This is a genomic window from Duncaniella sp. C9, from assembly GCF_004803935.1.
GTDB lineage: Bacteria > Bacteroidota > Bacteroidia > Bacteroidales > Muribaculaceae > Duncaniella > Duncaniella muris.
On the sequence record NZ_CP039547.1, the window covers coordinates 1,993,733 to 2,017,366 of the forward strand.

Below are 23,634 nucleotides of genomic sequence, written 5' to 3' on the forward strand. Positions count from 1 at the left end.
TCTTCCCCAATAATTCTTATTTCTTCCGAAGTAAAGCACATTCTTTCGGAAGTTATTGCTATTTCTTCCGAAATAAAGGGCATAAATTCCCACTTTGATTATTTATGATGCAACGAGAGAAAAAACGCTGATTTTGCAGGTCAAAAAACAGGCTGATTTTGGGGTGTTTTTCGTTGATTTTCGTGCAAAATTCATTCTCAATTTATCGGCATAAATTCCGAAGTTATTCTTATTTCTTCCGAAGTAAAGCACATTCTTTCGGAAGTTATTGCTATTTCTTTCCCAAAGTTCAGAAGAAAAGGGCATTGTTTCCGAAACCTTTCTTTTGATAAAAAGAAAATAAAAAAGAAATATAAAAGAAAAGGTATATATATCGGCGATACGCGCGTACATACACACGCGCGAGAAAATTTTATTTTTTTTTGAGGCTTCGCCAATCTCATAGAGGCAGGAGAGAAAAAGAAAAAGTTGCGCGAAAAAGAAAAGAGCCGCGCCGATTATCGGTGCGACCCTTGTACCATTTTGTTGGCCTCAACGAAATGGTCAGAAGCCCTTGCCCTTTTGATGCTCGTAGACATAGACCTTTCCATTGTCAAGATTGACGATTTTGAACTGAACCATTGAGCGGTCGGGAATATCCGCAGGAAATTGAGATACGAGTGCTTTTGTTACCTCGTCAATGTTGGAATAGCCGATGTCCTCAAAGTTGGCAAGGCACTTGCCTTGAAAGAATGCCGCTGCTCTGATGAGCATCTTCGGAGAGATACGAAACAACCCCTCATCTTCGGGCTGCTCTTTCGCCATGCGCCGCGAGGTCGCATCACTGAAAAAAATAAAGTCAATCACTTTCTCGTTGAGCCTCCACGCAGGAGAGAAGTCCAGCATAACATATCCGCGCGTCACCGTGTGCCTGTGCGAATGGTTCATCGCAAAGCCGACCTCTGCAATTGTCGCATCGCAGTCGTTCTGTGCAGTGGTCGCCCATGTGTGCCGGAACGTGTAGACGCAGTACCATTGCTCCTTTGGCATCCCCATAGCTTTGCATATCTGCTTGATGCCTGTGTTCACATTGGCGCAAAAACTGTCTGAGGTTGAGAAGCGGTCGCAGAACCGAAACAGCCTGTCGGTGTGTTCACCGGCTCTGTATTTCTCAAACAGAGGTTTGATTACCTCCGGCACTCGCATTTCGATGTATGCGTCATCGGTTCGGGTCCGGGTTGTCTTGGCTCGTTTGTAGTGGATTATGCCGCCGTGGTAGTCTTCTTTGCACAGGTTGAAAATGTCAATCGTGTTCATGCCGGCCAAACATAGTGACATCATGGCCACATCACGGCCTAACTCCGGCAGGGGGTCAATCATCTTCGACTCCGGCAGCGGTGCCGCAAAGAATGCCCTGCAAGCCTCAGCGGTGATTGCTTTCTTATTAGGCCTGTCGGCAGCAGGTATCTTAACTTTACCCCACGGATTGGTCTTTACCCGGATTATGCCGTTGTCGTAGTCGTTCAGTTCATCAATGGCCGCACGGAAAATCTGACGGATGCAAATCGGGTACATCTCTTTGGCTCTCGCGGTGCCGCTCAGAGTGGCGACCCACTTGTTTACGTTTATCGAGGTGAGCTGCGCGAACTTTACTTTGGTCGTACCGAAGTATCGCTCCATGTGTTGGAGTGCGAGTTGGTAATTTTTCGCGTTGCGCTCCTGCCCTCGGTCAATCATACGGTCAATGTGCTTTCGGGCATAGTCCGAGAATACCAAATCCTCGTTCAAATTCTTCAGAAACTCTGCAACTTGTCTCGCGTTCCACGCAGAAATATCTTGGCGATTTAACGCATCGAGCCAATTAACGATTTGCGTAGATAACGGTTTGAGGACAAACGGGTCGATAACTTCCATCGAGGATGACAAGCCTTTTCCGCTTACTACTTTGTCAGTCGGTAAATATACCGATTTGCCATTGTGAGCGACCCGGATATAAACCGAGTAGCACCCGTCCTTTCTTTTGCGCTGCTTGTTTACGCAGACTGTCAGTATTGCCATATTATTTTTTTGTTTAGAATTATATCATGCAATTATTTCTGTTGAATTCATGTTGAATCGACCGTTTGATAGACGTGTGGATTTTGTTGAATTTTCGCGGTTCAATCGTACACACTATCGTGTTCAAATGCATATACCCCTTAAAAATACTTTAGGCGGTATGCTCTTGTTTATCAGAACATACCGCCTAAGTGGCTTATTTTAAGTATCTATCTCTTAGTCTTCGATGGCAGCCTGCGCCGCGGCTACGCGGGCGATGGGCACACGGTAGGGTGAGCAGCTGACGTAGTTCATGCCGAGTTTGGCGCAGAATTTGACTGATGAAGGTTCGCCGCCATGCTCGCCGCAGATACCTACTTTGAGTTCGGGTTTGGTGGCACGTCCTTTTTCAACGCCCATTCTGACGAGCTGGCCTACGCCTTCCTGGTCGAGTACTTCAAAGGGATCGGTCTTGATGATGCCGTGTTCCTTGTAGAATTTGAGGAACTTGGGTGCGTCATCGCGAGAGAAGCCGAAGGTCATCTGGGTGAGGTCATTTGTGCCGAATGAGAAGAAGTCGGCAACTTCAGCGATCTGGTTGGCAACGAGGGCTGCACGGGGCACTTCGATCATTGTTCCTACTTTGTAGGGTACGCTCTGGCCGGTTTCTTCGAATACCTTGGCTGCTGTGATGTTGATCACGTCGGCCTGGTTCTGGATTTCCTTGAGTGAGCCTACGAGAGGGATCATGATTTCGGGGTGCACATCGATTCCGCGGGCTTTGACTGCGAGGGCGGCTTCGATGATGGCGCGGGTCTGCATCTCGGTGATTTCGGGGTAGGTGATGCCGAGACGACATCCACGGTGGCCGAGCATCGGGTTGAATTCTTCAAGTGAGTCAACCTTGGCCTTTACTTCTTCGAGGGTGATGCCCATTTCTTCGGCCATTACCTTCTGAGTGGCGGTCTGGTGGGGTACGAATTCGTGCAAGGGGGGATCGAGGAGGCGGATGGTCACTCCGTAGCCGTCCATAGCTTCGAAGATGCCTTCGAAGTCGCCACGCTGCATCGGAAGGAGTTTGGCGAGGGCTACTCGACGGCCTTCTTCGTCAGATGCGAGGATCATTTCGCGTACAGCTTTGATGCGGTCGCCTTCGAAGAACATGTGTTCTGTGCGGCAGAGACCGATGCCCTGTGCGCCGAAGTGGCGGGCCTGCTTTGCGTCGCGGGGTGAGTCTGCGTTAGTGCGGACGAGTGTCTTGGTGTATTTGGACGCAAGATTCATGATTGCGCCGAAGTCGCCGCCGAGTTCGGGTTCGGTTGTGGGAACCTGGCCGTTGTAAACTTCTCCAGTCGAGCCGTTGAGTGAGATCCAGTCACCTTCTTTGTATACTTTTCCGCCCATCTCAACTGTTTTTTCTTTGTAGTCGACACGGATTTCGCCTGCACCTGACACACAGCATTTGCCCATACCACGGGCTACTACGGCTGCGTGAGATGTCATACCGCCGCGCATTGTGAGGATACCTTGTGCTACGGCCATACCTCGGAGGTCTTCAGGAGATGTCTCGATGCGGACGAGCACGACTTTGCGTTTCTTTTCGCTCCAGGCTTCTGCTTCTTCAGCCGAGAATACGATCTGGCCGGCGGCTGCGCCGGGAGATGCGGGAAGACCCTTTGCCACGACTTCTGCGCGCTTGAGTGCTGCTTTGTCGAACACGGGGTGGAGGAGTTCATCGAGTTTCTGCGGTTCCATGCGCTTGAGCACGGTTTTTTCATCGATTTCGCCTGCGCGGAGAAGGTCCATAGCGATCTTTACCATTGCAGCGCCTGTGCGTTTGCCGTTGCGGGTCTGGAGCATCCAGAGTTTGCCGTCCTGGATGGTGAATTCCATATCCTGCATGTCTTTGTAGTAGTTTTCAAGACGGCCTGCTATTGCGATGAGCTCGGCGGCGCAGACGGGCATTGATTCTTCGAGTGAAGGATATTTTTCAGCGCGCACTTCTTCGCTGATGCCCTGGAGGGCGGCCCAGCGGCGTGAGCCTTCTACTGTGATCTGCTGGGGGGTGCGGATACCGGCGACCACGTCTTCGCCCTGGGCGTTGATGAGGTATTCGCCGTTGAAGATATTTTCGCCGGTTGCTGCGTCACGGCTGAATGCCACGCCTGTGGCTGAGTTGTCGCCCATGTTGCCATAGACCATTGCCTGTACGTTGACGGCTGTGCCCCATTCTTCGGGGATCTGGTTCATGCGACGGTAGAGAATTGCACGTTCGTTCATCCAGCTGTCAAACACGGCGCAGATGCCGCCCCAGAGCTGTTCCCAGGCGTCATTGGGGAAGTCTTTGCCTGTGTATTCCTTTACAGCGGCTTTGAAGAGTTTCACAAGGTTCTGGAGGTCTTCCACGGTAAGTTCGGTGTCAAGTTTGACGCCTTTTTCTTCCTTGACCTTGTCCATGATTTCTTCGAAGGGATCTATGTCAGCTTTGCTTTTGGGCTTCATGCCGAGCACAACATCGCCATACATCTGTACGAAACGACGGTAGCTGTCCCATGCGAAACGGGCGTTGCCGCTCTTTTTGGCGAGAGATTCAACTGTAGCGTCGTTCATGCCGAGGTTGAGGACGGTGTCCATCATGCCGGGCATTGATGCGCGGGCACCTGAGCGTACTGACACGAGAAGCGGGTTTTCAGGATCGTTGAATTTTTTGCCGGTGAGCTGCTCGACGTGAGCAATTGCGGCCTGAACTTCTGCAGTAAGATCTTTGACAACTTTGTCACGGCCATACTGGGTGTACTCGGTGCAGACTTCGGTTGTGATAGTGAAGCCGGGAGGCACCGGCATGCCGAGAAGGTTCATTTCGGCGAGGTTCGCGCCTTTGCCGCCGAGGAGATTGCGCATGGAGGCATTGCCTTCTGCTTTGCCGTCTCCAAATGTATAAACTCTTTTCATTCTGTTAATTAGATATTGATAATGTTGTTGTTTTTTTCTGTGTATTATAGCTTTGAGGTTAACACTAATGCAAAGATAATGTTTTTTTTGGCTCAAAGCAATGTTTTTGTGGTTCTTTTGAGAAAATTACGTATGTTTATATTGCTGATGTCAGGTGTAGAGTTGCGGTGAAGGGGGGTCAGTCGTAATTGATTACACGTGAGGGTGGAATGGTTGTGATTATGGCTGATGGAAGGATCAGCACAAGCGCCGAAACGAGGATGATTCCTGCGTTCAGTATTAGCAGTGCGGCCAGATTGAATTCCATGGGGACATGGTCCAGATAATAGGCCTCGGGGTCAAGCGGTATGAAGCCGGTAGTGGTCTGAAGGAGTATTATGCCGATGGCAATCGCATTGCCTATGAGAAGTCCCAGGATGAGCAGGCGCATGGTCAGCCATACGAAAGCTCTGCGGATCAGTGAATCTGATGCGCCGAGGGCTTTGAGGATGCCGATCATGTTGACCCTGCGAAGAATAAGTATGAAAAGCGATGACACAAGTGTCAGGCATGTCAGCAGAGACATGATTGTGAGAATGACAATCACATTTGTGTCTAACAGTGCCAGCCAGTTGAAGTAGAGGGCTGCGCTTGAATGGATGTCGGTGACGGAATAGAATTTGTCGGAACGTCCGGTGTAGATGTCGTCCATCAGGGTGGCTGACAGTTTGCCTGCGGTCTCGGAGATTTCTGTGTCGCTGTCAAGTCCGTTGATCTCCACCACGGTACCAAGCCGTTCGTCAATGCCGGCCAGGGCGCTGAGCATAGGCAATGTGGCGAAGATATATGCGTTGTCATATTCGCTGAAATGCGTGTCATAAATTCCGGCTATTTTCAAACGTCGTGTGCGGTATGTGTCACCTCCCAGAAAATATGCATCGATTTTGTCGCCGCAGCCCACATTCAGTTTCTGTGCGATGTTATGTGAGATTACGGTGTGATATAGAGTTGAATCTGCATTGTAGTCGGGGATGGTTCCCGCTGTCAGATTCTCGCTCACGAATTTCCAGTCGTGATCCCTGCCCATGCCTTTCACTACTGCGCCGATGAAGTTGTCAGGCGTTTTAAGGATGACAGGCTGCCTGATTGTCAGAGTTGCGGATGCGTTCTGAGGCAGGACCTTAAATGCTTTGTCGAGATCATCGATGTTGATCAGAGATCCGTCGCGCCCGTCTGATGGGGCGTGAAGCGAAATCGTGATCTGGGAGTCGAAGCCCATGATTTTGTGGCGGATTTCGTTTTTGAATCCCATCATGACGGCAATCGACAGCAACATCACGATCACGGAAAGTGCTATTCCGGTGACCGCGATGGCTATTCCAGACTGCGTTTTTCCTGATGCGGTGCGCAGGCTGAGCCGACGTGCTATGAACAGGGCAAGAGTCATGTCGGCGACAAAATTAAACAAATTCCGTGAGTTTTGCCCAAACGGACTTCTAAAATTTGCTATGCAGGCCTTAGATAAGGAGCGCTATGCGATAGACGATAAAGGCTACAACCCAGGCTATGGCTGTGTTGTAAAGCACTGAGAACAGTCCGTAGCGCGGATTGCCGGTCTCCTTTACGATGGCCGTTATAGTGGCGATGCAGGGGCAATAGAGCAGGACGAATATCATGAAACTGAGTGCGGCGGCAGCTGTGAAATCCGGCTTGCCGGTGGCGTCGTTTGGCGATGTCAGTCGGGTTGAAAGGCTTTGTTCGCTTGCTTCTTCATCGCCGGTATAGAGCACACCGAGGGTGGAGACCACAATCTCTTTGGCGGGAACTCCGGCAAGAGCCGCTACAGATGCGCGCCAGTGGAATCCAAGCGGTTCGAGCAGCGGGTTTATGGCTTTGCCGGCCATTTCGAGATAGCTGTCACGTGATGGGTCTATGGCCGAATCGTCTGTCACGGTTTCGGCTGACACATTCTGAGCGTTTTGTCCGTCATGAAGAGGAAAATAGTTGAGGGCCCAGACAATAATACTTGCTACAAGGATCACGCCGCCCATTTTGCGCAGATACTGTTCGCCTTTGCCCCACATGTGGCGCAGTGTGGCTTTGAGCGTCGGTACACGGTATGGTGGGAGTTCCATGACGAACGGCGTCACATCCTGCCCGAAATGGAAGCGGCGCAACATGCGGGCTGTGAATCCGGCCACTATGATTCCGGTGAAGTATAGACACATGAACACCAGAGTGGCATGGTCAGGGAAGAATGTCCCTATGAGCAGTACATAGATGGGCAGACGGGCCGAGCAGCTGATGAAAGGATTTATGAGTATGGTGATCAGCCGGCTTGAGCGGCTTTCGATAGACCGGCAGGCCATGATCGAGGGGACGGTACAGCCGAAGCCCATGACCAGCGGAATGAACGATTTGCCGTGGAGCCCCAGCCTGTGCATCACCTTGTCCATAATAAACGCCGCACGGGCCATATAGCCTGAATCTTCCATGAACGAAATGCATAGATACAGAATCAGGATGTTGGGGAGGAAGACAATCACACCGCCTACACCGCCTATGATACCGTCGGCTATCAGATCCTTGATCATGCCGTCAGGCATATATTCCCTGACCATCTCTCCCAGCCATCCGACAGCACTTTCGATCCATTCCATCGGGTAGGAGCCTAATTCGAATGTGGCCCAGAAGATGAAAGCCATTATACCTATAAATATAGGAAAGCCGAACAGGCGGTTGGTGACTATGGTGTCGATTATGTGTGTCGAATTGATCTCTTCTTTTTTTGACGATTCAAGAGTCTCGGCCAAAGCGCCGGCTATGAAGCCGTATTTGGCATTGGCTATTGACATGTTTACGTCTGCATCTTTTTGAATTTCTGAAAGCTTTTGCAGTTTTTTGTCGCGAAGCCCAAGTATCTCTTTGCCGTCAGGAAGAGATCTGACCATGTCTTCTACCTCGGAGTCTGATTCAAGAAGTTTTATAGCGAGGTAGCGTGGAGAGAAATGTCGTCCGATATGCGGGTTTTCTTTCAGCGTGTCTTTGAGTTCTGAAAGAGCCTGTTCGATATCGTTGCCGAGATTCACGTGTATGTGTCTGACGGCTGGATCGGTTCCTTCAAACACGCTTATCACGGTGTCGAAAAGTTCATTTATGCCGGATCCGTTGCGGGCTGAAGTGGGGACTATTGGCACACCGATCATCTCGCCAAGGGTTTTGAAGTCGAGTTTCCGCCCTGAGCGTTCAAGTTCGTCGGCCATATTGAGAGCTATGACCATACTCCGGTCCATGTCGATCAGCTCGGTGGTCAGATATAGGTTGCGTTCAAGATTGGAGGCATCAACCACATTGATGATCACGTCAGGAGTCTTTTCCTTCAGATATCGTCTGACATATAGTTCCTCCGGAGAGTATGACGCCAGAGAGTAGGTGCCTGGCAGGTCGACAATATTGAAACGGAATCCTTTGTATTTGAATGTGCCTGATTTGGCATCGACAGTGACACCACTATAATTGCCTACATGCTCGCGAGCTCCTGAGGCAATATTGAACAGCGTGGTTTTGCCGCAGTTGGGATTGCCAATGAGGGCTACATTTATGGTTCGCAGCCCTTTTTCATGAGCCTGAACAGGCATGGCTTTCTCACTGATGGTCTCGGTGTGGTTGATCACCGCGGTTCCTGCGGTATCACTTTTTTCATTATCAGCAATTATTTCGACCAGTTCGGCTTCAGACCGGCGGAGAGAAACCTCATAGTCCATTATCTGATATTTCACAGGATCGTGAAGAGGAGCGTCAAGCAACACTTTGACTTCACGGCCTCTGACGAAGCCCATTTCCAGCATTCGCTTGCGGAAGGCTCCGTGGCCAAGTATTTTCACTACTATTCCGGTTTCGCCCGGTTTAAGATCGGATAGTCGCATGGATAAAAACGTTATAATAATGCAGTTTCGCAGATATGGCTGCAAAACGGGGATGCAAACTTAATAATTATTTATATAAGTAAGTCGTAAAAATTAATTTATACTAAGCCGCATGGACAAAATTGATATTGAGTTCAGATCCAAGCGCAGCCAACGCACGGTTAGTTGCATAGAGCAGGGATTCTGTGGAGCAATAATCCGCAGGTCTGAGCCATTTGCCCTTGAGGATTCTCCAGAGCGTCTCGGCGATATTCAAATGTGGACTGTACGGTGGAAGGAAAAAGAGATACAACCCACGTTTCTCCCATATTGGACGGAGTTCCCGCATGAGTTTGCATCTGTGGACGCTTGCATTGTCAAGGACAACAAAAGTGTTTTTACGGATACGGAGAGAAAATCGGTCAAGAAAGTCGGCAACCTTGTCAGCGGTCATATTCTCAGTTGTGGAGAATCCTTCATATCGATTGTTGCGGTCTATCATGCCGAAAATATTGAGTCTCAGACCTCTTTCAGATGGGATATAGACATCTTCACCTCGGAACTGCCATCCGTATGGCACATATCCCTCGGTGCAGATGTGGCTTTCATCTCCATAATAAATGTCGATGAGACAATCTTTTTCCTGTTGTACGAGTTCTTGCAGCTTCTCGGTCTTATACGCATAGAGCTGCGGCGAGGGTTTCCCCTTTGGACGTTTTCTTATACGTCTATATCCCGCGCCAAGGCGGATAAAAAAGCCCTGAAGGTACTCTCGGAGGCTTCTTTCCCTGAAGCCTGCTGCCATGCCTCTTTCGCTTTCTTCACGCTCTGCCTGTCGTTCTCTATGGCTTTGCGTACCGACTCTTCGTCCGAGCAGTCCATTATTGGCTTCCGACCCCGTCCGGGACGTGTTTCCAGTCCTTTGATTCCTTCGGCCTCGAAGCGTTTCACCCAGGAATTGACTGATATATGGGTCATGTCGGTCTGTTCTCCAACCTGTTCCGAAGTCAGGCCGGTGGATTTCAGAAGCACTGCGCGACAGCGCATGCGGTATGCGTGGCTCTTGCCTTGGCGAAAGCCTTCCTCTAATTGCAGACGTTGTTGGTCTGTCAGTTGTATAACTTTGATTTTTGCGATAGCGTTGTGTCTTTATGTGTTTACACAAAGATACGCAAAAAAATTGATATAAACTAATTTTCAACATCTACTTAATAGGAAATACCTAAAAATAGTGATATGGATTTCTACGGCCACCGGACAATAAAAAGCCGGAAATTCAGTTATAAATTTGTATAAATATTTGTTTTTGCACCATGCGTCTATTCCGCCTAATAATATTACTGACAATATGTGTCTTTGCCGGGACGCCTTTTTCGGCTGTCGCTCAGGACAAAAATGACTTCAATCCGGTTGAGACCGGTGTCAACTCGCTGAACATCGCTCCGGATGCGCGAGGCGCTTCGATGGGCGATCTTGGAGCAGCGACTGAACCGGATGCCAACAGTCAGTTCTGGAATCCGTCAAAATATGCTTTTGCCTATTCACAGGCCGCTGTGTCGCTCAGCTATACTCCCTGGCTGCGTAAACTTGTCAATGATATTTTTCTTGCAAATCTTTCAGGCTATTGGAAGGTCGGCTCGGAAGACAATCAGGCTGTATCGGCCTCATTGCGCTATTTCTCACTCGGTGAGGTGACAACAGATCCAACCGGAGGCTCTGCCGGACAGACTCTGAACCCGTATGAAATGTCGATTGATGTTGGTTACTCGCGTAAACTCTCCGAGAAGTTCTCTATGGGTATAGTTTTCCGCTACATATACAGTGACCTTGGATTCGGCTATGACAGTGACGCGAGCCAGTCTACGGGGGCATCGGCTTTTGCCGCTGATATTGCAGGTTATTTCACTTCATACCCGATCATAGGCCGCAATGAATGCCAGTGGTCATGGGGATGGAACATTTCAAATATTGGGTCGAAGGTCGAATATCAGAATGGTGACAACCCGGCATTCCTTCCGACCAATCTGAAAATCGGGACATCATTCACTTATCCTCTTGCCGATTATCACAATATAGCTTTCAATCTTGACCTCAATAAGCTTCTTGTGCCTACCAAACCTCGCCGTTCGGACTACCCGGATGATATTGAAGGTGAAAAAGAGTGGGTGATAGCGGAGGATGACTGGCGCAATATGTCGCCGATCACCGGAATTTTCAAATCGTTCACCGATGCTCCTGGCGGATTGAAAGAGGAACTTCGTGAGATTTCTTGGTCGCTTGGCGCGGAATACAATTATAACCAGCAGTTTTTCCTGCGGGCCGGATATTATTACCAGAACCCCACCAAGGGCAATCTTCAGTATTTCGGTCTCGGAGCCGGTTTCGCTCTGAATGTGCTACGTCTTGATGCCAGCTATATGCTTGCCACAGCCCAGACCTCACCTCTCGACCAGACTCTCCGTTTCACGCTCACTTTCGACATGGACGGTATAAAGGAAATTTTTGGACGAAAATAAAATTAGAATCATGATGATACGTACCGGAATGGGTTATGACGTTCATCGTCTGACAGACAATCGCGATCTTATACTCTGCGGTGTAAAAATACCTTATGAAAAAGGGCTTCTCGGTCATAGTGATGCCGATGTAGCCCTTCATGCTTTGGCTGACGCTCTTCTTGGAGCAGCAGCCATGCGTGATATAGGCTATCATTTTCCTGACACAGACCAGACTTATGCCGGAGCAGACTCGCGTGTGCTTCTGCGACGTGTGGTCGAGCTGATTGTCGGAGAGGGTTTTTCTATCAACAACGTAGATGTGACAATTGTGGCCCAGCGCCCGAAACTTCTGACATTCATTCCTCAGATGATTGAAAATGTCGCTTCAGATCTGGATATCCCCTCTCGTTGCGTCTCTGTCAAGGCCACCACTACCGAACGTCTTGGGTTCGAAGGCCGTGGCGAGGGAATTTCGGCTTTAGCTGTAGCAACCCTATCAGACTCCGGATCATGCAGAGAATGAACCGCCGGCAATGGCTTGGCCGTGTAGGCGGAATCGCTTTTGGCTCGATGGCCTTCACTTCGTGTGGGACGCGTCCGGAAGCTCTTGCCGAGGTAGAGAACGTTTCGCCGCGTGTGGCTGATGCTTATGAACCTATCAGCCAGATTGACTGTGTGGCCTGTGACAACTGTATGCCTTGTCCGTATGGCATCAACATCCCTGACAATCTTATTTTTGTAGATCAGGCCCGGTATCGCGGCTATCTTCCCGGTGAGCTTGACGATCAGGATTTCAAATGCAAGGCTGATATTTTCTTTGACCGTTTCTGTAACAGTATCCCCGATCCTCAGCAGGCCCAGCACTGCATAAACTGTGGCCAGTGTCTGTCGATGTGTCCCGACCACATCGACATACCGCGTCGCATGGCGCAGATCACAGCCTTGACCGATCTGGTACGTAATCTTCGTTGTCTTGAAAAATGAAGAAGTCTGTCAATAGTCTCCGCCTGGGGCGCACTCTGGTTGCGATAGTTGTCTTTTCGCTGCTCGTAGGCTTGTTTGCCGATTACGGGCAGACAGTACCGGCTGTGGCTTCATGGCTTGCCAAAGTTCAGATATTTCCTGCGGCAATGGCATTCTCATTGGCTACATTTGTGATATGGCTTATCGTGACGCTGCTTTTTGGCCGAATTTACTGCTCGACATTCTGTCCGCTTGGTATATATCAGGATCTTTGTTCCCGTTTACCCCGTATGCGCAGGCGCGTCAAGCCCCGCTGGCACTATCATTATTCTTTGCCTCACACTTCATTGCGCCACATTTCGTTGTTTATTGTGGTACTTTCGATCTTTCTTGGCATTTCAGCGGTGACATCATTTTTTGATCCTTATAGCGTCTTCGGACGCTTTGGCCTGAATGTTGTCAGGCCTATTTGGGGTGAGATCCTGAATGCCTGGTATGAAATTGAAAAGCAACCGCAGTTACGTGTTGCCGTGGCTTCCGGTCTCGGTATTTCGATTGCCGTAGTGACTATGCTTATAGTGGGCCTTATCGCATTTCTGCATGGACGTACACTGTGTAATTCTGTATGCCCTGTAGGTACAACTCTGAGTTTTGTCTCAAAATATTCTATTTTTCATATCGATATCAATACTGACAAGTGTATTCAGTGTCGAAAGTGTGAGCATAGATGTAAATCGTCGTGTATTGATCTCAGCAGTCACGTGGTCGATACATCACGCTGCGTTGTCTGTTTTGATTGTCTTTCTGATTGTCCCAATGATGCGATAAGTTATACGTTCAACCGTCATCAGCTGTCAATCCCTCTGATGCAGAAGGTCCGCAACCCGATTGCCGGATCGGCTGCCGGAATGCAGGGGGGACATCTGGAGACTGTTTCCGGTCACAAGACTGATAAAAGCGAAGTTTCGGTAACAGAGCCGAAACTACTTGACCGGCGTAAATTTTTGACTGTGGGCGCTGTTGTCGCGGCGGCTCCTATGGTGGCAAAGGCTGCTGACGCGCTTGCATCTGTGTCGCCACGGCGCCGTATGCTTGCAGTGCCGCCGCCGGGTGTACGTAGCCGCCGGGAATTTCTTGACCGATGCACCTCTTGCGGACTCTGCATCAGTCACTGCCCGCAGGGAGTGCTTAAAGCATCTCTGGAGGAGTATGGTCTGCTCAGGGCACTACATCCCGTAAAGGACTACGATCTGTCATGGTGTATCTATGACTGCACGCGATGTGCCGACCTGTGTCCCACGGGGGCATTGCATCCGTTGACCATATCCGAGAAACGCCGTAGCCGGGTAGGACTTGCTGATGTAGACCGATCATTGTGTATTTCCTATAACGATGGTGTGAACTGCGGTGCATGTTCAAGGCGCTGTCCGGCCGATGCCATAAGCATGACGCCGGCTTCCGGCTGTAACGGGCCATTACCGGTTGTGGATGCTTCCCGCTGCATAGGCTGCGGGGCTTGTCAGTATGTCTGCCCCTCGCGACCGAAAGCGATTGTTGTAAACGGAATCTCCTGATATCCCAAAGAGTATAAAAATTGAATAATCATGAAACAATATCTCGACCTGCTCGACAAAATAATGACCGAGGGCATTGACCGCGGTGACAGAACCGGGACCGGAACCCGCAGCATTTTCGGACACCAGATGCGATTTGATCTCAGTGAGGGGTTCCCGTTGCTGACAACCAAGAAATTGCATCTGAAGTCGATAATCTATGAACTTCTCTGGTTTCTGAAAGGAGATACAAATGTACATTACCTGCAGGAAAACGGAGTGCGTATCTGGAATGAGTGGGCTGATGCCGATGGAGAGCTTGGTCCGGTCTATGGATCCCAGTGGCGTTCGTGGCCTGATTACAGCGGGGGGCATATAGACCAGATTTCGGAGGTGATCCGCACCATACGCGAAAATCCCGAATCGCGCCGAATAATAGTAAGCGCGTGGAATGTAGCCGCTCTGCCTCAGATGGCGCTTCCTCCATGTCATCTGCTGTTTCAGTTCTATGTGGCTGACGGCCGTCTGTCACTGATGCTCTATCAGCGTAGTGCCGACTGCTTCCTCGGTGTGCCATTCAATATTGCATCATATGCACTTCTGCTAATGATGGTGGCGCAGGTAACAGGCCTGCAACCGGGAGAGTTCATCCACACTCTCGGTGACACTCATATATATCACAATCATTTCGAGCAGGTGCGCACTCAGCTTCAGCGTACTCCCGGACGTCTGCCGCGTATGCGCATCAATCCCGAAGTGAAGGATATATTCGATTTCAAATATGAGGACTTTCAGCTTGAAGATTACGAAGCCCAGCCCCACATCAAAGCTACAGTTGCCGTATGACAGTTCCGACATCAATCTCAGCCCCTGCGATAATCGTGGCATGCACACGTGATTTCGCCATCGGGCGTGACGGCGATCTGCTGTATCATATAAGCGAAGACCTGAAAAGATTCAAATCGCTCACTATGGGGCATCCTATAATCATGGGGCGGCGTACATTCGAATCTTTTCCGAAAGGAGCTCTTCCAGGACGTCGCAATATTGTAGTGACCCGCAATCAGGCTTATAAGGCTCCGGGCATCGAGGCAGTCTCTTCTTTTGAGAAGGCGATTGCGCTTTGTGGACCTGACAGCCCGGCGCCATATATTATAGGTGGTGGAGAGATCTATCGTCAGGCTCTGAGTACGACTGACAGAATCGAACTGACTCTGATTGACGCGGTCGCACCTGATGCTGACACTCTTTTCCCGAAACTTGGAATGGCCGAATGGTCAGTCTGGACAGAACACGGATTGCAGCCTTTTAATCCGGATGCAATCACTTTTGAACATACTGACCCGCGTACATCCGTAAGCTACGCTTTTCTGACCTTGGTGAGAACCCGGATGTAGGTCATCTGATTATGTTGCTGATATCAATGGGCTTTGCTGTATCAAGCGGAAGCATAGCGTTTACCATGAATGCACTTGTTATCCCGTAGCGGTTGCCAGGCAGGATGTCATCCGGTCTTAGAGTGGCAGCCGATACTTTTCCGGATTCGAGCAGATGTGACAGCATTACTCCGTGAAGCAGCGGGCGGTCAGAGGTGAGCAGACGGTCACCGGCTGCAAAAATCAGATTTGAGTAGGATGTGTCGGTGATGAAACCGTCTTTCACTATTATCACTTCATCGGCATCACCTCGCATCCCTGCGAGTCCTGAGAGCGCACTCCTGTCGTGATACTTGAGGTGGTAGTCGATGCCCCCGCCATCAACGATTTTCAGCGATCCGACTTTCCGTTGGGTATACGGCTCAAACTCTACGCTGCGTATTGCAATGTCATAAATCACCCTGCATTTCACAGTCTGGTTTTTCAGATTTTCAGGTACAGGCGGAAGCCATGTCAGGTCAGGCACTCCGCAAGCAGAGCCGAATACTTCAAGACGTGTTCTCTCCATGCGTCTGCGATGCAGTTCGAGCAAATGGAATTTTCCATCGCTCCAGCGTATGGTTTCAATGAATAGCGGGTTATTCTGGGTCATTGTGGCAGATATACTTTTGTTAGTACCTCCTGGTACTCGTTGTCGCATTGGCTGTTTATAGTAATTCCACCTCCGCTGTGGAAGTAGAGCGAACCATCGTTATCGCGTTGCACACAGCGGATCATCACAGCGGAGTCCATAATCTTCCCGTCGAAGAACCCGAATACACCGGTGTACCATCCGCGCGGTGCGTCTTCGGTGCTTTTGATAAGGCGGACAGTGGCCTCTTTGGGTGCCCCCGTGATGCTTCCTGCAGGTAACAGAGGCAGAATCAGATCGCCGAAATCAAATTCTTTTCCAGCCGGAAGGCTGCCTGATATTTCAGAACTGGTCTGGAGGATGGTCTTGTTTGTGGCAAATATCTTTTCAACATATCGGAACCGGTCTACTCTTACATTCTCAGCAACTGAATTCAGATCATTGCGCATAAGGTCGACTATGGTGTAATGTTCGCACAATTCTTTATAGTCTGTCATCAGAGTTTCTTCGGCATGCGGAATCGAGGCGTCGATCGTACCTTTCATGGGGTAGGTGGATATACGGCCTTCGGATATTCTTACAAACGGTTCTGGGGAGAAACACACAAACTCGTCGCCAATCAGTATTTTGTAAGGAGCCTTGACATGGCAGAACAGTTCTTTGAGCGAGCAATTGCATGTCACCTTTGTGCGTACAGTAAGGTTTGTCAGGAACGAGTCGCCGCGCATCAGCCCATTCGTTACAGTGTCAAACATAGACCGATAGTCACGAATGTCAGTTACTTCGACAATTCTGAGTGATGGCTGTGGCTGGCATTGGTCTTCTGCATCGATATTACCTACACCGTTGACAGACCACAGAATTTCGCGGCACTCCCGGATATCATCTCTGACAAACCCATTGCTGGCATCAAAATCAACTCCCCATATGAAAGGGATACGCTTGCGCCCCAGATCGTTCATCTGTCTGCGCAGTTCTTCACGAGAAATAGTCGGGTAAGGCATTGGTCGGTGTCTGATGGTTACAGACCACAAAATTATGAAAATAATTGGATGGATATTAAATAAAATGTAATTTTGCAGCCCCGAAGTTCGGCATTAATCAGACCATAAAGACCGACAGAATCACATCAACGCATATGCGGCTGCTTATTATTGACAACCACGATTCATTTGTCCATAACATAATAGGGCTATTGAGAGACTGTGTCAACAGGATGCCGTTCCAGTTTTCGTGGAATGTGGTCAAAAACGATGAAATTCCATTTGACAGTATTGATAATTATGATGCGCTTATAATCTCCCCCGGACCGGGTTTGCCGGCAGAAGCGTCAGGTCTGATGAAAGCTATTGATTTGTGTTCGCATACCAAACCGATTCTGGGAATCTGTCTCGGATGCCAGGCTATCGCGGAGTATTTCGGCGCATCGCTCACGCATCTTGACCATCCTGCTCACGGTCATCTGTCGAGATTGAAAAATGTCGATTCTTCTGATCCGTTGCTCGGATGTATAGAGTGTGAGGCAATTACTGTAGGGCGTTACCATTCATGGATTGTGGCAAAAGAAACGCTGCCGCCATCGCTTGCAGTAAGTTCGCAAGACGAAGACGGCAACATAATGTCTGTACGCCATACTGAATTGCCGATTTTTGGCCTTCAGTTTCATCCGGAAAGCATTATAAGCAACTGTGGCGCCGATATAATAGGTGGATTTCTTTCAATAGTCCGATCCCAGACTAGCCGCGCCGTCAGTCTTGGTTGAGGCTTGAGAGGTAGGCGTGAATTCCCTTGGCGGCATTCCGTCCGGAAGCGATGCAGCGGACTACAAGTGATGCTCCGGTGGCAACATCGCCGGCTGCGAACACTTTCTTGACGCTTGACTGGCCTGAGGAGTCGGTGCAGACATTGCCACGGGCGTCCTTGTCGACTTTGAGAGCATCGATTATACCTTCTGCAACCGGATTGGTGAACCCCATAGCCAGCAGTACAAGTTCTGCTTTGATCACATCGGTATTACCGGTATGTATCAGCTTCATGCGTCCGCTTTCAGGCTCCTTTTCCCATCTGACTTCTTCAACTTCCACTTCCTTGACGCGACCCTCCTTGTCGGCGATGAACTTGCGGGTGTCAAGCAGCCATCTGCGATCACATCCTTCAAGATGTGAACTCGAAGTTTTGAGCACTACAGGCCAGTAGGGCCACGGAGTGTCTGGATTGTCACCGACTGGAGGCTTGGGCATGATCTCTATCTGAGTGACTGAAAGCGCGCCTTGCCTGTGAGCTGTGCCCACACAGTCGCTCCCAGTGTCGCCGCCGCCGATCACAAGCACGTTTTTCCCTTTGGCTGAAATTCGGTTTTCACGGCTGATCTCTACTCCGGCATTTACTCTGTTCTGCTGCTGAAGAAGTTCAAGAGCGAAATGAACTCCTTTCAGATCTCGTCCTTCCACATTGAGATCACGGGCCACTTCCGCACCCATTGCCAGACAGACAGCATCGAAGTCTTTCAATAGATCTTCGATTGAGATGTCTGTTCCTGCCTTGACTCCGCATCGAAACTCTATGCCTTCTTCTTTCAGCAGATTCAGACGACGGTCGATAATGCTTTTGTTCAGCTTGAAATCAGGTATGCCAAAGCGGAGCAAACCTCCGGGAGCTTCGTTTTTTTCAAAGACAGTCACACTGTGACCTTTCTGGTTGAGTTGGTTGGCACAGGCAAGTCCGGCAGGCCCTGATCCTATCACCGCTACGCGCCGGCCGCTACGTTTTTTGGGTGGGCGGGATGTCACATAGCCTTCGGCGAAGGCTCGCTCCACTATGGCTGCCTCATTCTCACGGATAGTGACGGCCTCGTGCTGCTTGTTGAGCACACAGCCTTTCTCACAGAGTGCCGGACAGACGCGCCCGGTGAATTCCGGGAAGTCATCGGTCATTGTCAGCAGTTCATATGCTCCTTTGATATCGTTTTTATACAGGCGGTCCTGCCACTCCGGCTGTCTGTTGCCAAGCGGACAGCTCCAGTGGCAGAATGGCACTCCGCATTCCATGCAGCGTGATGCCTGCAGGCGGCGGTCTTCAGTGTTGAGGGTCTGTTCGACTTCTCCATAGTCATTGACGCGATCGTGCACCGGGCGATAGCCGGCTTCCTTGCGCGGTATATTAAGAAATGCAGTAGGATTTCCCATTTTTTTGATTGCGTTAGAGTGTGGTGGTGTAATAACGGATTTTTGAGAGCCTTCCGGTGATCAGTCCATCTGCATGGAGGCTATTCGACGCTCAAGATTTGCCACTTTTTCATCGTGAAGCACCTTCTTGTATTCGATAGGAATCACTTTTATGAACTGACCCACATAGTTGTCCCAGTCATCAAGCATGGCTCCGGCGAGCGGACTGTGGGTATGGCGGTAGTGGTTGCTGATGAGTTTGTATAGCTCACGGTTGTCAGCCATCTCCTCGATCAGAGAGAGTTCCACCATTTCCATGTTGCAGAAGTAGTCAAAATCGCCGTCAGGATTCCAGACATAAGCGATGCCTCCGCTCATGCCGGCTGCGAAGTTACGCCCGGTAGAGCCAAGAACTACGGTGCGGCCGCCGGTCATGTACTCGCAGCAGTGGTCTCCGACACCTTCAACCACTGCGGTTGCTCCGGAGTTTCTGACGCAGAAACGTTCGCCCACACGGCCGTTGATATAGATTTCGCCTGATGTGGCACCATATAATATGGTGTTTCCTGCAATGATGTTTTCCTGAGGCTTGAATGAGGATCCCTGAGGGGGCACGATTAAGATCTTGCCTCCGGATAGGCCCTTGCCTACGTAGTCATTGGCGTCTCCCTCCAGGCGGAATGAAATTCCGTGGGCGAGGAATGCTCCGAAACTCTGTCCGGCCGCTCCTTTGAAAGTGCAGTTGATGGTGTTGTCAGGAAGTCCGTTATTGCCGAATTTTTTAGCTATCACACCTGACAGCATGGCTCCGACAGATCGGTCGGTGTTGCAGATCGGGAATTCAAGTTCTACCGGCATTCCTGATTCGATGGCAGGATAGCAACGGCTTATGATCTCGCGGTCAAGCACATGGTCGATGTCATGCTTTTGTGTTATTACATTTATTATGGCGTTTGTCTGTGTCTCTTCCGGCATATGAAGCAGCCTGCTGAAGTCGAGTCCGGCGGTTTTCCCATTTTCCATACCGGCTTTGACAAAGAGCATATCGGTACGGCCTATGATTTCATCGAGTTTCCTCACGCCTGTCTCGGCTAAAGTCTCTCTGATTTCACGGGCAAGGAAACGGAAAAAGTTTACAACATATTCCGAGCGTCCGGCAAAACGTTTACGCAGTTCCTCATTCTGGGTCGCTACGCCCACTGGACAGGTGTTTTTGTGACATTTGCGCATCATGACGCAGCCGAGCACAATAAGTGCGCTCGTGGCAAAGCCGTATTCTTCCGCTCCGAGCATCGCCATGATGATCACATCGCGTGCGCTTTTGAGCTGTCCGTCGGCCTGGAGTTTCACTTGTCCGCGCAGATTGTTGATGACAAGGGTCTGCTGCGTCTCGGCCAGTCCGATCTCTACCGGTACGCCGGCATAGCGGATCGAACTTGCCGGAGAGGCTCCCGTGCCACCATCGCTGCCACTGATTGTTATGAGATCGCTTTTTGCTTTGGCTACTCCGGCTGCAATTGTTCCTACTCCGCTCTCCGATACAAGTTTTACGCTTACTTTAGCCGCAGGGTTGACATTTTTGAGGTCAAAAATGAGTTGCGCGAGATCTTCGATGGAATATATGTCATGGTGGGGCGGGGGAGAGATGAGCGAAATGCCCGGAATCGAGTGGCGTGTCCGGGCTATGATCTTGTCGACCTTGAATCCCGGAAGCTGGCCTCCCTCACCCGGTTTGGCCCCCTGCGCTACCTTGATCTGTATTTCATCGGCGTTGACAAGATATTCGGTTGTCACGCCGAAGCGGCCTGATGCCACCTGTTTGATGGCAGAACGGGCAGATGAACCGTCAGGACGCTGGGCAAAACGTTCGGGGTCTTCACCTCCCTCGCCTGTATTGCTGCGCGCACCAATGGCATTCATGGCTATGCCGAGCGCTTCATGAGCCTCACGGCTGATTGACCCGAAGCTCATTGCGCCGGTGACAAAGCGCTTCATGATATCTTCTTCTGACTCTACTTCATCAAGCGATATGGGCGTCCCTTTTTTGAAATCAAGAAAATCGCGGATGAATATGGGCTTGGGCTTATTGTCGACCAGCGATGTGAACTCTTTGAACTTTTTATAGCTACCGAGGCGGGTGGCAAGTTGCAGCGTGGCGATTGTCTCAGGATTCCAGGCATGGCTTTCGCCGTCTTTGCGGAATGCATACTGGCCTATGAACGGCAGCGGACTTTCGGTGTTGAAGTCTTCTGAAAAAGCTTCTTTATGTGCGGCGGTTATGTCGCGTGACAGCAGTCCTATGTCTACGCCGCCTATTTTGCTGACCGTGTTGCCGAAATATTCACGACACATGCCCTCGGACAGTCCGACGGCTTCAAAGAGTTGCGCGCCTTTGTAGCTTGTGATTGTCGATATTCCCATTTTCGACATAACTTTCAGCAATCCTTTGTCAACGGCCTTGATATAGTTTTTTGATGCGGTGTCGAAGTCAAGCTGTATGTCGTGGCGCTTTACAATATCGTCAATCACGGCAAAGGCAAGATAAGGATTGACGGCACTTGCTCCATAGCCGCTGAGCAATGCGAAGTGCATTACCTCGCGGGCATCGGCGGTCTCGATGATCAGAGCTGTCTGTACGCGTTTTTTGCAGTCGATGAGATGGTGATGGACCGCAGAGGTTGCTAAAAGTGACGGTACGGGTGCGTTCTCACTGTCAACCCCACGGTCTGACAGAATAACGTAGTTGCAGCCTTCATCCACAGCCTCTTCGGCTTCGCGGCAGAGGCGTTCTATTGCCTTTACAAGACCTTCATGTCCTTCAGCCGCAGGGAAGGTCATAGACAATTTGCGGGTATTGAAGCCCTTGTAGCGCAGATTGCAGAGCAAGTCGAGTTCGCGGTTAGTGATGATAGGCCTCTTGAGCAGAACCATCTTGCATAACTCAGGCGACGGATCAAGCAAATTAAGTTTCACGGCTCCGATATAGCTGTCAAGACTCATGACAAGCTCTTCACGCAGCGGATCTATGGCCGGGTTGGTGACCTGAGCGAAATGCTGACGGAAATAGTTGAAGAGTAACTGTGGTTCTTCCGATAGAACTGCAAGAGGGGTGTCTTTGCCCATCGAGTTGACAGGCTCCTTCCCGTCTGTCAGCATAGGGGTGATTATCTTCTCGACCTCTTCGCGGTTATAGAGGAATGCATGAAGCTTGCGGCGGAAATCCGTTACGGTGTTCTCAACCTTACGGCCTGAGCTGATATTGTCAAGGTTGATCCTGTTGCGCGAAAGCCAGTCGCGATAAGGGAATTCGGACGCAAGGGCTTCTTTGAGTTCAGCATCGTGGTAGATTTTCCCTTCTTCCATATCGACCATGAGCATTTTGCCCGGACGCAGTCTGCCTTTCTCCTTGACTTCCGAAGCATCGAATGGAAGCACGCCCATTTCCGATGCCAATACAACGGTGTCATTGTTGGTGATGAGATAGCGGGCCGGGCGCAGACCGTTGCGGTCAAGCATACCTCCGGCATAACGGCCATCGCTGAACAATAGAGCTGCCGGGCCGTCCCAGGCTTCCATGAGGATCGAGTTGTATTCGTAGAATGCTTTAAGCTCCGGGGAAATAGGATTCTTGTCGTTGAACGACTCCGGTACGAGCATGGCCAGTGCGCGAGGCAGACTCATGCCTGACATGACGAAAAATTCAAGCACATTGTCAAGTGATGCAGAATCGCTCATGCCGGGCTGAATGACCGGAGCCATGTCTCGTTCGCCGAAGACTGCCGGTTTCAGCATACACTCACGGGCTTTCATCCACAGCCTGTTTCCCTGGATGGTGTTTATCTCACCGTTATGACCGAGCATTCTGAAAGGCTGGGCCAGAGACCAGGTGGGAAAGGTATTGGTGCTGAAGCGGGAATGAACAAGCGCCATCGCTGTGGTGAAACGCGGGTTCATAAGGTCAGGAAAATAATAGCGCAGCTGAAGGCTCGACAGCATACCTTTATAGACAATGATGCGTGATGACAGTGAGACAATGTAGAAATTATCTTTTCCCTCAAGCGAGAGTGATCGCACCTTGTTCTCAACGGCTTTGCGCAGCAGGTAAAGGCGTAGCTCCACCGGTTTGTCGCTTTCTTCATCAGCAACGAAAATCTGTTTGATGCATGGTTCGGCGGCGCGTGCCACAGATCCAAGCTGCTCGTTGTTTGTCGGTACATCGCGGACGGCGATCAGTTTCAGCCCTAAGTCAATGGCTTCGCGTTCGATTATGCCGAGCATTATCTGGCGAGAGTCTTCGTCATGAGGCATGAATACCAATCCGGTCCCATAGCGTCCTTTTTCAGGCACAGGAATTCCCTGCAGGAGAATGAATTCATGTGGAATCTGGACCATGATTCCAGCTCCGTCGCCGGTTTTGGGGTCAGCACCTTCCGCCCCGCGGTGGACCATATGTTCCAGGACCTGGAGACCTTTCTCGACAAGCTGGTGTGACTTGATTCCACGCACGTTGACCAGCAGCCCGACACCACAGGCGTCATGTTCGAACCGCGGGTCATAGAGCCCTTCGGCATTCCTGATAGTTTTCTGCATATACATT

Annotated in this window: 15 protein-coding genes and 2 pseudogenes; 7 read left to right on the forward strand and 10 right to left on the reverse strand. The window is 50.2% G+C overall.

Translation table 11 applies throughout. From position 1 onward, the window contains the following. Positions 1–543 precede the first annotated feature (543 nt). The 6 genes and pseudogenes from E7745_RS08105 to E7745_RS15050 form a co-directional block, all read right to left on the reverse strand. Entirely contained in the window at positions 544–2,037 is a 1,494-nt protein-coding gene (locus tag E7745_RS08105; RefSeq protein ID WP_123398018.1) for a phage integrase SAM-like domain-containing protein, read from the reverse strand. A 216-nt stretch (positions 2,038–2,253) separates the two neighbouring features. Beyond that, on the reverse strand, positions 2,254–4,968 hold the full coding sequence (gene ppdK, locus E7745_RS08110) for a pyruvate, phosphate dikinase (RefSeq protein ID WP_136408616.1): 2,715 nt from the start codon (positions 4,966–4,968) through the stop codon (positions 2,254–2,256). Positions 4,969–5,146: 178 nt separating this feature from the next. Next, positions 5,147–6,394: an FtsX-like permease family protein gene (locus E7745_RS08115; RefSeq protein ID WP_168182053.1), complete on the reverse strand. Its 1,248-nt coding sequence runs from the start codon at positions 6,392–6,394 to the stop codon at positions 5,147–5,149. Between the two features lie 70 nt (positions 6,395–6,464). Next, positions 6,465–8,873, reverse strand: a complete 2,409-nt coding sequence (gene feoB, locus E7745_RS08120; RefSeq protein ID WP_136408618.1) for a ferrous iron transport protein B — start codon at positions 8,871–8,873, stop codon at positions 6,465–6,467. A 103-nt stretch (positions 8,874–8,976) separates the two neighbouring features. Further along, positions 8,977–9,741 (reverse strand): annotated as a pseudogene (locus E7745_RS08125) (IS630 family transposase); the annotation flags it as partial. Beyond that, a pseudogene (locus tag E7745_RS15050) lies at positions 9,663–9,899 on the reverse strand (helix-turn-helix domain-containing protein); the annotation flags it as partial. The pseudogenes E7745_RS15050 and E7745_RS08125, both read right to left, overlap by 79 nt. Positions 9,900–10,165: 266 nt before the next feature. Between E7745_RS15050 and porV the strand changes: the two are divergent. From porV to E7745_RS08160, 6 genes are read left to right on the forward strand one after another with little or no spacing between them, the layout of a single operon-like run. Further along, the gene (gene porV / locus E7745_RS08135) at positions 10,166–11,368 is read left to right on the forward strand and encodes a type IX secretion system outer membrane channel protein PorV (RefSeq protein ID WP_107033105.1); all 1,203 of its coding nucleotides are present in this window, start codon (positions 10,166–10,168) and stop codon (positions 11,366–11,368) included. A gap of 10 nt (positions 11,369–11,378) precedes the next feature. Further along, on the forward strand, positions 11,379–11,873 hold the full coding sequence (ispF, locus tag E7745_RS08140) for a 2-C-methyl-D-erythritol 2,4-cyclodiphosphate synthase (RefSeq protein ID WP_107033104.1): 495 nt from the start codon (positions 11,379–11,381) through the stop codon (positions 11,871–11,873). Next, positions 11,861–12,334 (forward strand): 4Fe-4S dicluster domain-containing protein, encoded by a 474-nt coding sequence (locus E7745_RS08145; RefSeq protein WP_136408619.1) that lies wholly within the window; start codon positions 11,861–11,863, stop codon positions 12,332–12,334. The genes ispF and E7745_RS08145 overlap by 13 nt, the downstream gene beginning before the upstream one ends. Further along, positions 12,331–13,887: a 4Fe-4S binding protein gene (locus E7745_RS08150; protein ID WP_123398014.1), complete on the forward strand. Its 1,557-nt coding sequence runs from the start codon at positions 12,331–12,333 to the stop codon at positions 13,885–13,887. The genes E7745_RS08145 and E7745_RS08150 overlap by 4 nt, the downstream gene beginning before the upstream one ends. 30 nt (positions 13,888–13,917) lie before the next feature. Beyond that, positions 13,918–14,712: a thymidylate synthase gene (locus E7745_RS08155; RefSeq protein WP_136408620.1), complete on the forward strand. Its 795-nt coding sequence runs from the start codon at positions 13,918–13,920 to the stop codon at positions 14,710–14,712. Continuing rightward, positions 14,709–15,263 (forward strand): dihydrofolate reductase, encoded by a 555-nt coding sequence (locus tag E7745_RS08160; protein ID WP_123398012.1) that lies wholly within the window; start codon positions 14,709–14,711, stop codon positions 15,261–15,263. The genes E7745_RS08155 and E7745_RS08160 overlap by 4 nt, the downstream gene beginning before the upstream one ends. Position 15,264: 1 nt before the next feature. Here E7745_RS08160 and E7745_RS08165 read toward each other — a convergent pair whose 3' ends face one another. Together E7745_RS08165 and E7745_RS08170 are read right to left on the reverse strand one after the other, a co-directional pair. Next, on the reverse strand, positions 15,265–15,894 hold the full coding sequence (locus E7745_RS08165) for an aminotransferase class IV (protein WP_168182056.1): 630 nt from the start codon (positions 15,892–15,894) through the stop codon (positions 15,265–15,267). Beyond that, positions 15,891–16,877: an aminodeoxychorismate synthase component I gene (locus E7745_RS08170; RefSeq protein WP_240740273.1), complete on the reverse strand. Its 987-nt coding sequence runs from the start codon at positions 16,875–16,877 to the stop codon at positions 15,891–15,893. The genes E7745_RS08165 and E7745_RS08170 overlap by 4 nt, the downstream gene beginning before the upstream one ends. A 134-nt stretch (positions 16,878–17,011) precedes the next feature. Here E7745_RS08170 and E7745_RS08175 point away from each other — a divergent pair, with 134 nt between their 5' ends. Next, a complete protein-coding gene (locus tag E7745_RS08175) occupies positions 17,012–17,635 on the forward strand; it encodes an aminodeoxychorismate/anthranilate synthase component II (RefSeq protein ID WP_136408622.1) in 624 nt (207 codons plus the stop codon). On the opposite strand, the gene E7745_RS08180 is transcribed toward E7745_RS08175, so the two are convergent. Beyond that, positions 17,622–19,058, reverse strand: a complete 1,437-nt coding sequence (locus E7745_RS08180; protein ID WP_136408623.1) for a glutamate synthase subunit beta — start codon at positions 19,056–19,058, stop codon at positions 17,622–17,624. The genes E7745_RS08175 and E7745_RS08180 overlap by 14 nt on opposite strands. Before the next feature lie 60 nt (positions 19,059–19,118). Beyond that, complete coding sequence (gene gltB, locus E7745_RS08185) at positions 19,119–23,633, reverse strand: glutamate synthase large subunit (protein WP_136408624.1); 4,515 nt, start codon at positions 23,631–23,633, stop codon at positions 19,119–19,121. Between the last annotated feature and the right edge of the window lies 1 nt (position 23,634).

What these genes read in the sequence shown, in the direction of transcription:
- E7745_RS08105 (WP_123398018.1), bottom strand. Translation starts at nt 2,037, where the DNA reads ATGGCAATACTGACAGTCTGCGTAAACAAGCAGCGCAAAAGAAAGGAC.
- ppdK (WP_136408616.1), bottom strand. Translation starts at nt 4,968, where the DNA reads ATGAAAAGAGTTTATACATTTGGAGACGGCAAAGCAGAAGGCAATGCC.
- E7745_RS08115 (WP_168182053.1), bottom strand. Translation starts at nt 6,394, where the DNA reads ATGACTCTTGCCCTGTTCATAGCACGTCGGCTCAGCCTGCGCACCGCA.
- feoB (WP_136408618.1), bottom strand. Translation starts at nt 8,873, where the DNA reads ATGCGACTATCCGATCTTAAACCGGGCGAAACCGGAATAGTAGTGAAA.
- porV (WP_107033105.1), top strand. Translation starts at nt 10,166, where the DNA reads ATGCGTCTATTCCGCCTAATAATATTACTGACAATATGTGTCTTTGCC.
- ispF (WP_107033104.1), top strand. Translation starts at nt 11,379, where the DNA reads ATGATGATACGTACCGGAATGGGTTATGACGTTCATCGTCTGACAGAC.
- E7745_RS08145 (WP_136408619.1), top strand. Translation starts at nt 11,861, where the DNA reads ATGCAGAGAATGAACCGCCGGCAATGGCTTGGCCGTGTAGGCGGAATC.
- E7745_RS08150 (WP_123398014.1), top strand. Translation starts at nt 12,331, where the DNA reads ATGAAGAAGTCTGTCAATAGTCTCCGCCTGGGGCGCACTCTGGTTGCG.
- E7745_RS08155 (WP_136408620.1), top strand. Translation starts at nt 13,918, where the DNA reads ATGAAACAATATCTCGACCTGCTCGACAAAATAATGACCGAGGGCATT.
- E7745_RS08160 (WP_123398012.1), top strand. Translation starts at nt 14,709, where the DNA reads ATGACAGTTCCGACATCAATCTCAGCCCCTGCGATAATCGTGGCATGC.
- E7745_RS08165 (WP_168182056.1), bottom strand. Translation starts at nt 15,894, where the DNA reads ATGACCCAGAATAACCCGCTATTCATTGAAACCATACGCTGGAGCGAT.
- E7745_RS08170 (WP_240740273.1), bottom strand. Translation starts at nt 16,877, where the DNA reads ATGCCTTACCCGACTATTTCTCGTGAAGAACTGCGCAGACAGATGAAC.
- E7745_RS08175 (WP_136408622.1), top strand. Translation starts at nt 17,012, where the DNA reads ATGCGGCTGCTTATTATTGACAACCACGATTCATTTGTCCATAACATA.
- E7745_RS08180 (WP_136408623.1), bottom strand. Translation starts at nt 19,058, where the DNA reads ATGGGAAATCCTACTGCATTTCTTAATATACCGCGCAAGGAAGCCGGC.
- gltB (WP_136408624.1), bottom strand. Translation starts at nt 23,633, where the DNA reads ATGTATATGCAGAAAACTATCAGGAATGCCGAAGGGCTCTATGACCCG.